The organism is Spirulina sp. 06S082, from assembly GCF_034932145.1.
Lineage (GTDB): Bacteria > Cyanobacteriota > Cyanobacteriia > Cyanobacteriales > Spirulinaceae > CCY15215.
The window spans coordinates 24,735-37,348 of the sequence record NZ_JAYGHV010000127.1; the positions used below are offsets into that span (position 1 = coordinate 24,735).

A 12,614-nucleotide genomic window follows, 5' to 3' on the forward strand; every position below is an offset into this window, starting at 1 on the left:
CTCAGAGAATTACTCATAGTGCGTCCACATTCTAATGATTTTTATTGTCTGTTCTGATTCTAATATTTGATAAATTAAGCGATGTTGAATATTAATCCTTCTAGAATAGTATCCTTGTAAATCGCCAGTTAGTTTTTCATAAGTTGGATAGGGGTCATAGGGATTTTTCTTGATTACATCAAGGAGCTTATTCACTTGCTTACCGAGTCCCGATGATGCAATTTTTTTAGCATCTTTGACTGCCTGTTTAGTAAACAATAATTGCCACTCATCCATTTAAAATCCCCCTAACTATTGATTCCTCAACACAATCCTTTAATGAAGTATTTCCGCCTTGTTTTATTGATTTAGTCATTTCGGGAATAGATTGCAAGTAAAGTGTTTCTTGGAGAGCATTCCAATCTTTTTCAGAAATCAAAATAGCATTTCCTTTTTCTCCTTTTAATAAAATTGGTCGATCGCTTTCAACAGCGCGATCGACTAATTCATCAATTTTTTTTGTATCTTCATTAACTGCGATTGTTTCCATTTTGCCTTATGATTGTATTCGTATTTGAACCAGTCACTTCCAGTATAGCAGCTAAAGGAAATTAAGTCGTCACGTTAACCGCAGACCAAATTCCCCCTCTCAGTTTGGAAAATTGTGAAGAATAAAGGCTATTTTCAGAGAAGAAATTCTAAACTAATTCCGACGCGACTATCTTTTTCACCTCGAGAATTTTGCTTTTGTAGGTCAGTAGAAAGACGAAATTGAGGTGTTAGTGCATAGCCAATTGATAAGGTTGTAATTCCCACTTCTTCACTGCTACCGGGAGAAACAAAAGTTTGCGATAAAGAAATATCTCCCGCGCCTCGACTTGATGCTAAAATTGCTTTAACGCCGATATTAAGGCCATCGGTCTGAAAATTATTAGTAGTAATGTTGCGATAACCAACAACGGGAGCAATATTAAAAGCACTACCTAAAGGTAGAATATAATAGCGAAAATCTCCTCCCCATGTTTCGCGATCGCCGGAAAAAGTCCCTTGATATTCTCCACTTACAGTTAAACCTGTTTCCCCTAAAAACACATCTTCTATGCCAATATTCCAGCCTCCTTGATGATTTGTAGAAGGAAAGTGAGAATACCCCAAACGAATTCGAGAACGAAAAACTGGATCGTTACGAATCTCTTCTAAAACGTCGGGAATTTCTTCTAACCAACGCTGTAAAACGGGACTTTCTTCGATAATTTGTGGGTCTAAATCTAAATTTTCTGCTGTAGGAATTGTGGTCTGATTCTGCTGTGAAATTAACTCGCGATCGCCTCTCTCTTCTAATCCTGTAATGGTCACTTCGGTTTCGGGAAAACTCATATTTGTTACCGTTGGCGCGATCGCGGTAATATCTATTGTGGTACTTGTTGATAAATTTGCGACGGAAGTGGTTACAATGGGAGGAAGTTCGCCCCTTGCTGACTCGCTAACCAGTGCATGACCGCTCAAAAGTCCTATACTGAGGGAAGTTGCTTTCAAGAGATGGGAGGGGTTTATAGTTGGCATGAAGGAACAAATAAGCGATAGAAACTCTTAGTATAGCCAGATCCGCCAGGGATTGAAATCCCTGTCTCATACAAAAAATCCATTGAAATGGATTAGGATTATTGCGATAGTACTTGCCCACAAAAAATCCTTGACAGACCACCAGTATAGCGCATGAAAAAATACTCTCTTCTCATTCGATTTTTGGCTTTAACCGTTGTGGCGATCGCAGGGGGATGTAGTTGTGCGAGTATTGCCTCAGATGATTCTCTCATTTCGATGTTTGATTCGTCTACAACTGAGTGTAATCTTCCCACTAATTTTTTGACATTTGCGGGGGGTGGATCGCCGCGCAATAATGAAATTGCCCTCGAGAAAAATGCCCTCTATTTTCAACGTACTTTGCAAGAATTAGGACAGAATGTATCTGAAGCAAATATCTTTTTTGCGAATGGGAATAGTGGTGAAGCAACAGTACGTTATATTGATGAACAAGGACGACAGCAGTTTAAAGTTCCTCAGATTCCTCATTTACGCGGGGCTTCAACATTAGGTAATTTTCAATACTGGATGCAGCAAGAAGGCGATCGCGCTAATAAACAGCCACTTTTCTTTTATTTTACAGGTCACGGTCTTCCCGATGAAATTCTCCTTTGGGGAGGATATAATCTCACCTTAAAAAACTTTTCTCAGCAACTCGATCTCCTCCCAGTTAATACTCCGGTAACGACGGTTATGGCACAATGTTTTGCGGGGTCTTTTGCGGATTTTATCTATCAAGATGGCGATCGCACTAAACCGCTTTCTCCTCAAACTCGATGCGGTTTTTTTGCTACTATTCGGACTCGTCCTTCCGTAGGTTGTACTCCAGAGGTAGATGAGTCGGATTATAAAGATTATAGTTCCAGTTTCTTTGCGGGTTTAAGCGGGCGATCGCGCACGGGAGAACTCGTTCCTTCTGCGGATTATAATCAAGATGGGATCGTTTCTTATAATGAAGCCCACGCCTTTTCTAAGGTAGATATGCAAACAATGGATATGCCTATTTCTACCCTAGAAACATGGCTACAAGAACAGATGACAACGAGGGAACAATCGCAAGTTTTAGGCCAAACTATTGAAAATACTCTCATAACAGCACGTCCAGAACAAGCCTATGTAATTCAGACAATTTCCCAACGTTTTAATTTTGATCTCCAACAGTCTTATCGTAAAAATATCCGCCGCGTTCCTCAATCTTTACGGGACAGTGATGAAATAACAATAGCATATTTAATGCGCTTACGCATGGAATTACTCAATATTGCTCAAGAAAAAAAAGTGCGAGAAAGTGACAATGAAACGGCGATCGCAATTCTCGATCGCCTACTTCATTGCGAACAAAGTTCCTGGTAAATAGTCATGCGTAATTGATAATATGTCTTTATTGTTGGGTCTTTACCTGAAACTGGTTAGTGGTGTATTAGTGGGCTGGATTTTAGGGAAAATATTACCGCCAAAAGTGCCTAAAGCGATCGGTGTTTTCTTATTTTGGATTGGTGTTCCTTTGAGTATGATAATCTTTTTACGTGGTGCAGATTTATCGGGAGGAATTTGGCTTTCTCCTTTGTTAGCTTGGCTGGCAATTATATCTGGTGCAATTTTAGCACGAGGCTGGATTTACTTTCAAACTCCAGACTGGAATCTAGGGACCCAAGGAAGTTTTATTTTTGCTTCTATGTTTGGTAATACAGGTTATCTCGGTTATCCGATTATACTTGCATTAACCGGGGAAAAATATTTTGCTTGGGCAATATTTTACGACCTTTTTGGTACAACATTAGGTGCCTATGGTTTGGGGGGAATCTTTGCTAACTTTTTTAGCGAACATCGCGTTAAAACAACCTTTAAAGACTTGCTTTTGTCTGCGATCGCGAAACCGATTTGGTGGGCATTTGCTTTTAGTTTATGGTTTCGTCAAATTGCACTTTCTCCACCTGTAGAAATGACTTTAGTGCGAGTAGGTTGGTGTATTATTGGCCTCTCTTTAATCTTAATTGGAATGCGTTTAAGCCAACTCAAAGCATGGCAAAAATGGCGATCGGTTTCGGCAGGTTTAATCGTAAAAATGCTCTGTGTTCCCCTTCTTTTTGGCTTTATATTAGGACTATGGGGTGTTTCCGACAGTTTACAACTCGTTCTGGTTTTACAAGTTGCTATGCCTCCAGCTTTTGCAACCTTAGTAGTTGCGGAAACCTACGATTTAGATCGGGAAATTGCGGTTAGTTCGATCGCGATCGGTTCTCTCTCTTTACTGGTAACGTTACCGCTTTGGATTCTTTTATTTGGTAATGGGTAATTAACGATCGATATTAAGTTTTCTTGTGGAGAGATTGTCGCCAAAGATAAACAGGACTAATAATACTACTGCGAAGGAATTCCATTTCACAAGCAGCAACAATATCTTTATCTAAAACCTGACGATTTGTGATATAATAGGTTAAGGCTTTACGAATATCATTGCCCCATCCTAACGGAAAAAACACCAGTTTCTGCCAAGATTTATAACGTAACATCCGAATATGATGTCTAGCTAATCCGGTACTTTTCATTAAGAAGATTAAATAGTCTTTAGTTAGGCGATCGCGGGGAATTTGATGTTCGATTTCCATGTCAGGATTATACCAAATTTCCCAGTTTGCATTTTGAATATAGAGAATTGCTTCGAGGTCTTCACTATTGAGAATAGATTGACCAGAACGACCGCTTAAAAAAGGGCGATCGGGGACATTTTCCAGCCATGCTTTGCGTCGAACCACTAAGCCCGCAGAAGGAGGTAACATTTTCATTTGTGGGTGATAAATATGCGCTTGATTTCCGCGTTCGGTAATGGCAAAAAAGCTGGCTATCCGATGAAAATTTTCTGGGGGTTCAACCTCATAATTACCGTGAATTTGACTGCCATAAGCCCCCGCTTGGGGATGTTCGCAGCCAAAAAGATAGGCAGATTTGAGCCAATTTAAGGCAGGAAGGGTATCATCATCGAGAAAACCTACTAATCTTCCTCTGGCTTCTTTAATGGCTTTAATTCGCGCAAAAGCGGCTCCTTGTTGTGTTTCTAAACAGTAGCGAATGGGTACATTATTAAACCCTGTATTTTCATGGCTTTGTACTACTTCTTTCAGATTATCTGTACTGTTATTATCAATGACTAAAACTTCCCAAGCAATATTTTCCACCTCGATCTGTTTTTTGAGGCGATCGAGAACTGCGGGTAAGCGCGTTGCACCGTTATAGGTGGGAATGGCAACGGTTATATCTAATTCATCAGTATTACTCATGGTTTGAGAAGAATTCAATTTAGCGGGCTTCGGGTATAGCGAGACGGGCACCTAAACCGATGAAAATGGAGCCGGTTAACCAGCGTTGAAACTGCGATCGCCTTTGCAGCCAAGTGCTGGCTGTGCTGGCGATCAGGGCAGTGAGAATGAGACAAAGGGTGGACATGAGGATGAAAATTGCCCCAAGGGTGACGATCTGGAGGCTGATATTGCCGCGATCGCTGTTGATGAATTGGGGGAGAAAAGCGAGAAAAAAGAGGGCAACTTTGGGGTTGAGGACGTTGGAGAGAAAGCCTTGAAAAAAGGTAGTTTTAAGGTTGGCTTTGAGGGTGTTTTTAAGAGTGCTTTTTCTGCTTTTTTCAGTGAGAGTGAGAATACCTAGATAGATAAGATAGGCTGCCCCCACATATTTGACAGCATTGTAGGCGATCGCGGAGGTCATAAGGAGACTGGAGAGGCCGATCGCGGCAGTAAAGATATGAATGAGAATTCCAGCAGAGACACCAAAAGCTGAGACGATGCCGCTTTTTTGCCCTTGTGCGGTACTGCGGGCGATAACATAGAGCATATCGGGTCCAGGGGTGACAACGAGGGCGGCGGCGGCAACTAAAAAGAGAGGTAAGTTCATGTCAATTATCAATGTTAGATTTATTGGGGAATTTAAGGTCTGACCATTTTTGTTCTTGTGGTTCTGGAGATTGAGTGAGTTTTTGGAGTTTCTTTACGTCGGCATTGGCGATCGCTTCTTTGATATCCCTTTGGTGGTAAGCGTTTTGGATAGCTTCTTCCCGCGATCGCGAACTGGTATCGAAGCACTTTTCAAGGTCGCTGAGGATGCCGCTACGACGGGATTTAGTGTAATATTGGCGTTCAATATCGATGAGTCGGGTAGTAAGTTCAAAGTGCATTTCATCTTCGTCGCACAGTTCTTCTAGGATACCCCATTCGTCGGCTCCAAGGAGGCTAGTTTCGGTTGCGGGGGTTTTATTGCGATCGTGGAAAGGTTCTCCGGTCACTTCTTGGTATATTCGGGGTAAGCTATCATCAAATTCGTGTTTGTCCTCAAGCCAGATACGCCGAATTTCGCTCAATTCTTCGGGAGTAATGAGAGTAATATCTCGCATTTCTGGGGGTGCTGTTTGGCGAATTTGGGTTTGTGCTTCTAGAACTCGCTTTAGCCAATATTCCCTCCATTTTTTAGTATAAGGTCCAGGAATAGGTTCTATTTTATCTTTTCCAAAAAGTTCTACTTTTCCATACATACGACGAAAATCGCGGCGTTTGCGATCATTTTTCATATCCAGTTCATTACGAATATCGAGAAGAATTTGCATCCATTCCTTCTCTTCATCATTTTGAATCATTGCCGTCATGGATTTATCTTGACTAACCATTGTACAAACCCAGCAACCAAATCGAGAATTACCACAACTAGGAGTTGATGTATCGATAACTAACGGACATTCATTATCTGCTGTCGCACCTCGATACATAGTAAATAAATCCTTATTGCTATTTCCCCAAGGGTTCTGCCATTGATTTAAATACAACCAAACTTCATCCGTTTCCCAATCTTCAATCGGAGTGTATATTAAGGAATTAAGTAATTTTGAATTGGGACTCAAATAGTTTCTAACTCTTTTTTTTTCATACTTTTCCATAGTAGCTGCACGTTTTGAACTTTCGGCTTTACGAATTCCTAAAACAAGTATTGTTTCACCATTAGTTCTAACCATATCTCTTATAAAACGATTAGCAGGATTGATTTTTAATCGTTCAGTACACCAGCGAAATTGATTGCGAGGGGCAGGATAGCCTTTTCCCATCAGACATACCCAAAAAGTTTCTTTTACATCAGGATGAAGTAAATGAGGCTGAATTGGTATTTCTTGCTCGCGAGCGGTAATTTTTATATTCTGAAGTGATTGGTTAACCCAAATCGAAACAAGAGGATTTTCAACAAGTGTGTCAGTTGATATAACATGAACTGTCTTTGTTCGTTTTGCGGCGGGTAAAGTAGCAAGAGCATACCAAATCAACTGAAGAACACAACTACTATCTTTCCCTCCAGAGAAACCGACAATCCAAGGAATAGAATCTAAACAATATAATTCTTGGATTTCAGTTGTTAGACTTTGTATCCTTTCTACAAATTCTTTAACTGTTCGTTTTTCATTTTGGTTGTTCAGTAAATTCAATTGATTTGTTAGTGTTTTCACTTTAGCTTTCTCCATTAAAATCCGCAAAATAAAGTTGTATTTTCTTAAGACTTACTTTCTTGTGATATTTTTTAAGTTTTTTGAAGCCCTATATTCAAATAGATAGCCATTCATGGTATTATACCTTTACGCCAAATTTATCTACCCAAGAGAGGATATGCCTTATGGCATGGATACATAATCATAATGATGCCGTTCAGCAGCTAGATGACAATATTCTATTATATGATTTAGCTCAAGTTCGTGGTACAAATGCTCTATTAAGTCGTATCCCTGATAACTTAGGCGGTGTATATGCTTGGTATCGTCGTTTTGAACTTCCTAAACAAGCAAGGCACGATCCAATAATTTTTAGCAATGCAATCCTGAATGAAGTATATAAACCACACTTTGGATCAAGAGATGCCCATATTCCTCCCTGTACTAAATTGACTATGTGTGCTGAAACTCGATTTTCTAAACAACAAACATTAGAACAATTATCCTACAGCAATGCCTTTCGAGAAGTTGTATGCACTCTATTGGATAATGCTTTACTGTTTCAGCAGCCTCTGTATATAGGGAAAGCCACTAATATTAAAAATCGAACCCGCAGTCATATTAATGAAAATAGTATTCTGCGAGAACGCTTAAGGGAATCTAAACATGATCTTGATAAATGTCGGCTTTTAATTATTGGATTATCAGATTATGGAGAAACACCTATATTAATGGAAGATAATAAGAAATGGAGTGATGATGAGGAATGGAATGACAATGAGTTCTCATCTTTGGAACCTGAAAAATTAGTCGAGGATATTTTATCCAGATTATTTCTACCACTATTTACATTAAGATACGGTTAAAAATTATGCTTTTCATTTCCAAGGACAAAAATAACGCTCACTATAATCGTCCCTTGTATGGACTCGCAGGAGAATACACTTTAGCAGAAGGTGTTTCTTTACCTTATTTTATAACTTTAATGACAATTGATAGAGTTATAAATGAATTAAGAGTAGTAGAACAGGTTCCTGCATCTCTTGAAGCCAAATGGTCACTCAAAGAGCTTTTTCAGCGTGAAATAGACGAAGATAGAGTTCGTCAAGATATTGTTAAAGGATACCTTTTAGACTCTAAAAAATTAAAATTTTTTAACGCGATCACTATTGTTTTAATGCCAAAGGGTAAAGATGAAAAAATTCAAGATGTTTTTCAAGAACTAGAGGATACTATTAACCCACCTATTCCTTGGGATGCTACCGATCAAGAAGATGCTCAATGGACTCATACAGACGCAATAGTTTCTAATTTTGGAGGTGTTCAATTTATTAAAATTGGTGAATCAGCTAGATTACGTTGGAATGAAAATTTTGTTTTGGCAGTAGCAGTAGATGGACAGCATCGACTTTGGGCGCTCCGTACATTTCGCGAAGATGAAAAATCTAGAGCGGGTACATTGCACCCTGTAGAACAACAAACTCGTATTCCTGTTATTTTTGTTTTACTACATCCAGATGCAGGTTTTTTAAATAAACAAGACAATCTCAATCATTCAATCAGAAGTATATCTCGTGAATTATTTACAGACCTTAATAAAAATGCCAAAACTGTGGACAGAGCAAGAGAACTGATTCTTGATGACAGGAGTATTCATGCACGCTGTGTAAGAACTTTATTAACAGATAGCACTACACAAGATTCAAAGGATTTATTTCCATTATCTTTAGTTAGATGGCAAGACGATCAAAATAGATTTGATTCTTCATATTATCTCAATTCATTGGTTCATCTAGATTTATTAGTAAAGGCGCTATTAAATTTAAAAGAACCATCGGATCCAATGGATCAAAAACAAGTTCAAAGTTTTATCAAGGATATTAATTCATCGTTAGGTATAAACGAGGAAGAAGTTGAGCATGATGGACGCACTTTATCCCAATATTATAAGGAAGATTGTTGTGATGAAGAAGGAGAACCACAAATACCTTTTTCTCGTCTCCCAGAAAATTATCTTGCTTCAGCAGTCGAGGGATTTAAGATAAACTTTCAGCCCTGGCTAATGAAGTTATTATTGGAATTTAAACCTTATAAAAATCTTCTTTTATATGCACGTGAGCATGATTTAATTGAGGGAGCGTTTGGTAAATTCCAAGCTCAAACAAGTAAACATAAAGCAATTATAAAAGAGCAAGAAATAACTAAAGATAGTGATTGGTATAGTCGAGAAATAATTTCTCATCAAGTTGCAATTTCAAGTATGAAAGAAGAGCAATGGGCATTTAAAGCAATTTTTCAAAAGGCTATAGTTCGTTTAGGTCGGATAGTCGAATTTGAATATAGAGGTGAAGATAAAAATTTAAAAAATATAGACGATATTTTGATTTTTTTAGACCAACTATACGATCGAAATATTTTGAAAATCTCTGCTCTTTTACCTAATTATTCTTTCCGTCTTTGGACATTTATTGCTATTAACCCAGGTAACGATAAAATCAAGGTAGCTAAAGCCGTAGAAGATCGTATTCTGGCAATATTATGCTTATGGTATTTTGGAAATCGAAAGATGAAAATAGATATAGATAATGATAATCCTAAACTTTCACGACGTAAGCTATTAAAGTATTTTTCAGCCGATACAAATAAAACATATTGGCCAGGTTGTTCTGATTACTACAAAACTCTTTACGCAGGATTTAATACTAATGCTTTTTATGGCAAAGATCATGAAGAACTTGGTGAAGATAAAAAGAAAGAGCTAGTGCGAGATAGATTTTCTGCCATTCTTGCGGTTGGGATTCCTGAACTTGCTAATTATCTTATTGATGAGAAATCTTTGAATGAAGAGAATCTTGAACTTGAAGTTTAATCCTACTCTCTCCTATTCTAGGCGATCGCATTATTGCCTCTATTGTAGTCTGTCTTGATACGATCGCCTCCCCCCAAACGAAAACCAACTCGCAACACAAAATTGTCAAAAAGTCAAGATATTGTTTTATTTCTTACTCTGGGGGTTTGAGTGGGAAACACCACAATAACAATATCCCTAATTGCTAGAGGATCGGACAATATCCTTCCCTCCCTCTACCACAAAACCCTGTTCTGAAAGATATTTAACGGGTTTTCCCAAAGTGAGTGGGTCTAGATCGCCCCATTCATAAGGTTCATAATCATCCCCACAAGATAGAGTAGCATCCAACCATTGCCGATCGCCTTGAGTTTCCCCTATTTCTGAATTTTGTAGAGATTTTACTTTGTCAATCATTGTTCGATCGCAGACTGCATTATTGCTTCTATTTTAGGCTGTCCTGACGCGATCGCCTCCCTCCAAACGAAAACCAACTCGCAACACAAAATCGCCAAAAAGTCAAGATATTGTTTCACTTCTTAACAGAGAAGCGATCGCCGATTTGCTAGAATAGAGAACAAAGAACCTGCGATCGCCAATGAATCTAGCCATTGTCACTGAATCTAATCCACTTGAAATAACTCCAGACGGAGTTGTGCGCGTTGGTCAAACTCGTGTCACCTTAGATACGGTAATTTATGCTTTTCTGGAAGGAGCAACCGCAGAAGAAATTGTCACTCAATATCCTGTTTTGCAACTTGCTGATGTTTATTTGACTATCGCCTACTATCTAAAACATAAAACAGAAGTAGATGCTTATTTATTAGAACGCCAACATCGTGCCAACGTAATTCGTCAAGAAGTCGAAAGTCTTTTTAATCCTATCGGAATTCGCGATCGTCTACTAGCACGTAAAAACAGCAAGGATAATCTCCAATGATAAAATTCCTCACGGGTTTTCCCAAAGTGAGTGGGTCTAAATCACCCCATTCATAAGGTTCATAATCATCCCCACAAGATAGAGTAGCATCCAACCATTGCCGATCGCCTTGAGTTTCCTCTATCTCTGAATTTTGTAGAGATTTTACTTTGTCAATCATTGTTCGATCGCAGACTGCATTATTGCTTCTATTTTAACCTGAGTTCGGGTTAAAATAGAAGCAGGGGGTAAAGCCCACTCCAAGTGTAATGCAGGTTTTTTTTGGAAGGGACATTTCATTTAACTGAATGTCCCTTAATACCGCATCAGATTAATTCGATCGCCGGACTTGAATGCGATTTTCAGGAATTTCACCGGGTTTGATGTAAGTCGAGAAGGGTGTTTCCTTTTCTTCTGATGGTTTTTCTTGGGGCATATTTTCTAAGGCTTCTGACATTACCTCCTGCAAAGGATCCTTAGGATCCGGAGCCACCAAAGTCCCCAAACCCAAAACTAATTCTTCCAGTTCCTCCGCGCGGGAAAAATAAAGAGAAGGTTCGAGTAATTCCGCTTCGTCTGCGGTTGCAACTTCTGCTTCCTCGGGGTTGAGCTGTTGTATCATCTCTGCCATCGCCCATTCCAGATGAGGTCCTGCATCCACAGGAATCCAACCTGTCGCCATTAAGTGCCGCCATTCAAAGTGTAAGTGAGGTCCGGTAGAATTACCCGTACTGCCCACGGCTCCAATCACTTCCCCTTGTTCTACCACAGCGCCAGGCTTGACAAAGATTTCTGATAGGTGAGCATAGCGAGATTCTTGGGTTCCATCCTCGTGACGCAGAACTACCATTTGGCCGTAACCGCTAACATAATCGGCGATCGCCACTTCACCTTTATAAGCAGCGATAACCGGGGTTCCCATCGGAGCAGAAATATCCGTCCCCGAGTGCATTCGCCAGTCCCCGAAAATAGGATGAAGCCGCCAGCCAAAGGTAGAGGAAATTTGGGTAGGACTTGGCAGAGGAAAGAGCAGTCCTGTATTACCGTTATTGGGGTAAGCAACTTGGTAAGGCGTTGTTGTTGCGTTCGTTTCCATCTGGGGTTGCGTATTGTAGCGAGGTTCCGTATTGTATCGGGTTGGAGCGCTAATTCCCGTGCGTGCTGCCCATTCTGCGGGAGAAGGAACCACTCGGATGCGACGGGAGGAGGCAATGGGAACCGATGCACCTTGCCAACGGGAATTCGAGGAAATCGCGACCCGAGGCACAGCAACGCGCTGACGGGCAACATTTCGAGGTGCAGGAGGGGCCTGCCGAGGAATAACGCGAGGTTGTCTCGGACTCGCACCACAGCTACCACTACTTAAGCGACCATTCTGAACGACCGCTTCGCATCCCGTCGTGCGGTTTCTCAGGACAACGGTGGGGCGATCGCGGCGGGAAGCATTGGCTGAAGTTGCCGGAGTGGGCTTTTTCGCCGTTGTTCCCGCATTGTAATCGGTGCGATCGATGAAATTGTTGGTTTCCCGTGCCGAAGCCGTATTGGGGCGATCGATCAAATATTCCGGAATCTCTCTGCTGGCGGGTTTTTGTTCCGGTACGGCAACCACAGGAGCCGATAAATTGGGCTGAGTGTTGCGAGGTGCCGGACGAGAGGCTGGACGAGGAGCAGGCTGTGCTACCGTTCTTGCGGGTCGGGTCGGTTTAGGTTGCGCCACGGGTTGGGGTGCGGGTCTGACCGATGGACGAGGGGCAGGAGCGGGGGGTCGGGTAACGACGGGATTCGCGTTACGGGGGGGTTTGGCCACT

Annotated in this window: 16 protein-coding genes; 5 read left to right on the forward strand and 11 right to left on the reverse strand. The window is 40.6% G+C overall.

The features are described from left to right. Positions 1-9: 9 nt before the first annotated feature. From VB714_RS08515 to VB714_RS08525, 3 genes are all read right to left on the reverse strand, one after another. A complete protein-coding gene (locus tag VB714_RS08515; RefSeq protein WP_323223109.1) occupies positions 10-276 on the reverse strand; it encodes a Txe/YoeB family addiction module toxin in 267 nt (88 codons plus the stop codon). After that, positions 269-529, reverse strand: a complete 261-nt coding sequence (locus VB714_RS08520) for a type II toxin-antitoxin system Phd/YefM family antitoxin (protein WP_323223111.1) — start codon at positions 527-529, stop codon at positions 269-271. Before VB714_RS08520 ends, VB714_RS08515 begins: the two co-directional genes overlap by 8 nt. Positions 530-663: 134 nt before the next feature. Further along, positions 664-1,542, reverse strand: coding sequence for a hypothetical protein (locus tag VB714_RS08525; protein ID WP_323223114.1), 879 nt, complete (start codon positions 1,540-1,542; stop codon positions 664-666). Positions 1,543-1,695: 153 nt separating this feature from the next. Here VB714_RS08525 and VB714_RS08530 point away from each other — a divergent pair, with 153 nt between their 5' ends. Both VB714_RS08530 and VB714_RS08535 read left to right on the forward strand, forming a co-directional pair. Then, the gene (locus tag VB714_RS08530; RefSeq protein WP_323223115.1) at positions 1,696-2,916 is read left to right on the forward strand and encodes a Caspase domain-containing protein; all 1,221 of its coding nucleotides are present in this window, start codon (positions 1,696-1,698) and stop codon (positions 2,914-2,916) included. Positions 2,917-2,938: 22 nt separating this feature from the next. Next, the gene (locus VB714_RS08535; protein ID WP_323223116.1) at positions 2,939-3,859 is read left to right on the forward strand and encodes an AEC family transporter; all 921 of its coding nucleotides are present in this window, start codon (positions 2,939-2,941) and stop codon (positions 3,857-3,859) included. 13 nt (positions 3,860-3,872) lie between these two features. On the opposite strand, the gene hpsE is transcribed toward VB714_RS08535, so the two are convergent. Genes hpsE through dndC form a run of 3 tightly spaced genes read right to left on the reverse strand, consistent with a single transcriptional unit; the run spans position 3,873 to position 7,060 of the window. Continuing rightward, positions 3,873-4,841 carry a hormogonium polysaccharide biosynthesis glycosyltransferase HpsE gene (gene hpsE, locus VB714_RS08540; RefSeq protein WP_323223118.1) on the reverse strand — a complete coding sequence of 323 codons (969 nt, stop codon included), beginning with the start codon at positions 4,839-4,841 and terminating at the stop codon, positions 3,873-3,875. A 19-nt stretch (positions 4,842-4,860) separates the two neighbouring features. Beyond that, positions 4,861-5,469: a LysE family translocator gene (locus tag VB714_RS08545; protein WP_323223120.1), complete on the reverse strand. Its 609-nt coding sequence runs from the start codon at positions 5,467-5,469 to the stop codon at positions 4,861-4,863. 1 nt (position 5,470) lies between these two features. Beyond that, positions 5,471-7,060: a DNA phosphorothioation system sulfurtransferase DndC gene (gene dndC, locus VB714_RS08550; RefSeq protein ID WP_323223122.1), complete on the reverse strand. Its 1,590-nt coding sequence runs from the start codon at positions 7,058-7,060 to the stop codon at positions 5,471-5,473. 164 nt (positions 7,061-7,224) lie between these two features. Between dndC and VB714_RS08555 the strand changes: the two genes are divergently transcribed. Next, positions 7,225-7,905, forward strand: a complete 681-nt coding sequence (locus VB714_RS08555; RefSeq protein WP_323223124.1) for a hypothetical protein — start codon at positions 7,225-7,227, stop codon at positions 7,903-7,905. Positions 7,906-7,910: 5 nt separating this feature from the next. Next, the gene (locus tag VB714_RS08560; RefSeq protein ID WP_323223126.1) at positions 7,911-9,908 is read left to right on the forward strand and encodes a DNA sulfur modification protein DndB; all 1,998 of its coding nucleotides are present in this window, start codon (positions 7,911-7,913) and stop codon (positions 9,906-9,908) included. Between the two features lie 177 nt (positions 9,909-10,085). On the opposite strand, the gene VB714_RS08565 is transcribed toward VB714_RS08560, so the two are convergent. Further along, positions 10,086-10,304 (reverse strand): hypothetical protein, encoded by a 219-nt coding sequence (locus VB714_RS08565; protein ID WP_323223128.1) that lies wholly within the window; start codon positions 10,302-10,304, stop codon positions 10,086-10,088. Next, the gene (locus VB714_RS08570; protein ID WP_323223130.1) at positions 10,301-10,423 is read right to left on the reverse strand and encodes a hypothetical protein; all 123 of its coding nucleotides are present in this window, start codon (positions 10,421-10,423) and stop codon (positions 10,301-10,303) included. The genes VB714_RS08565 and VB714_RS08570 overlap by 4 nt, the downstream gene beginning before the upstream one ends. A 62-nt stretch (positions 10,424-10,485) precedes the next feature. Here VB714_RS08570 and VB714_RS08575 point away from each other — a divergent pair, with 62 nt between their 5' ends. Continuing rightward, positions 10,486-10,827, forward strand: a complete 342-nt coding sequence (locus tag VB714_RS08575; protein ID WP_323223132.1) for a DUF433 domain-containing protein — start codon at positions 10,486-10,488, stop codon at positions 10,825-10,827. On the opposite strand, the gene VB714_RS08580 is transcribed toward VB714_RS08575, so the two are convergent. The 3 genes from VB714_RS08580 to VB714_RS08590 all read right to left on the reverse strand — a co-directional run. Continuing rightward, positions 10,769-10,987: a hypothetical protein gene (locus tag VB714_RS08580; protein WP_323223134.1), complete on the reverse strand. Its 219-nt coding sequence runs from the start codon at positions 10,985-10,987 to the stop codon at positions 10,769-10,771. The genes VB714_RS08575 and VB714_RS08580 overlap by 59 nt on opposite strands. Beyond that, positions 10,984-11,106 carry a hypothetical protein gene (locus VB714_RS08585; RefSeq protein WP_323223136.1) on the reverse strand — a complete coding sequence of 41 codons (123 nt, stop codon included), beginning with the start codon at positions 11,104-11,106 and terminating at the stop codon, positions 10,984-10,986. The genes VB714_RS08580 and VB714_RS08585 overlap by 4 nt, the downstream gene beginning before the upstream one ends. 31 nt (positions 11,107-11,137) lie before the next feature. Further along, the coding region (locus VB714_RS08590) for a M23 family metallopeptidase (protein WP_323223138.1) at positions 11,138-12,614 on the reverse strand (1,477 nt) is incomplete at its 5' end.

Coding starts and splice junctions, on each gene's coding strand:
- VB714_RS08515 (WP_323223109.1), bottom strand. CDS start 276: ATGGATGAGTGGCAATTATTGTTTACTAAACAGGCAGTCAAAGATGCT.
- VB714_RS08520 (WP_323223111.1), bottom strand. CDS start 529: ATGGAAACAATCGCAGTTAATGAAGATACAAAAAAAATTGATGAATTA.
- VB714_RS08525 (WP_323223114.1), bottom strand. CDS start 1,542: ATGCCAACTATAAACCCCTCCCATCTCTTGAAAGCAACTTCCCTCAGT.
- VB714_RS08530 (WP_323223115.1), top strand. CDS start 1,696: ATGAAAAAATACTCTCTTCTCATTCGATTTTTGGCTTTAACCGTTGTG.
- VB714_RS08535 (WP_323223116.1), top strand. CDS start 2,939: ATGTCTTTATTGTTGGGTCTTTACCTGAAACTGGTTAGTGGTGTATTA.
- hpsE (WP_323223118.1), bottom strand. CDS start 4,841: ATGAGTAATACTGATGAATTAGATATAACCGTTGCCATTCCCACCTAT.
- VB714_RS08545 (WP_323223120.1), bottom strand. CDS start 5,469: ATGAACTTACCTCTCTTTTTAGTTGCCGCCGCCGCCCTCGTTGTCACC.
- VB714_RS08555 (WP_323223124.1), top strand. CDS start 7,225: ATGGCATGGATACATAATCATAATGATGCCGTTCAGCAGCTAGATGAC.
- VB714_RS08560 (WP_323223126.1), top strand. CDS start 7,911: ATGCTTTTCATTTCCAAGGACAAAAATAACGCTCACTATAATCGTCCC.
- VB714_RS08565 (WP_323223128.1), bottom strand. CDS start 10,304: ATGATTGACAAAGTAAAATCTCTACAAAATTCAGAAATAGGGGAAACT.
- VB714_RS08575 (WP_323223132.1), top strand. CDS start 10,486: ATGAATCTAGCCATTGTCACTGAATCTAATCCACTTGAAATAACTCCA.
- VB714_RS08580 (WP_323223134.1), bottom strand. CDS start 10,987: ATGATTGACAAAGTAAAATCTCTACAAAATTCAGAGATAGAGGAAACT.
- VB714_RS08585 (WP_323223136.1), bottom strand. CDS start 11,106: ATGAAATGTCCCTTCCAAAAAAAACCTGCATTACACTTGGAGTGGGCT.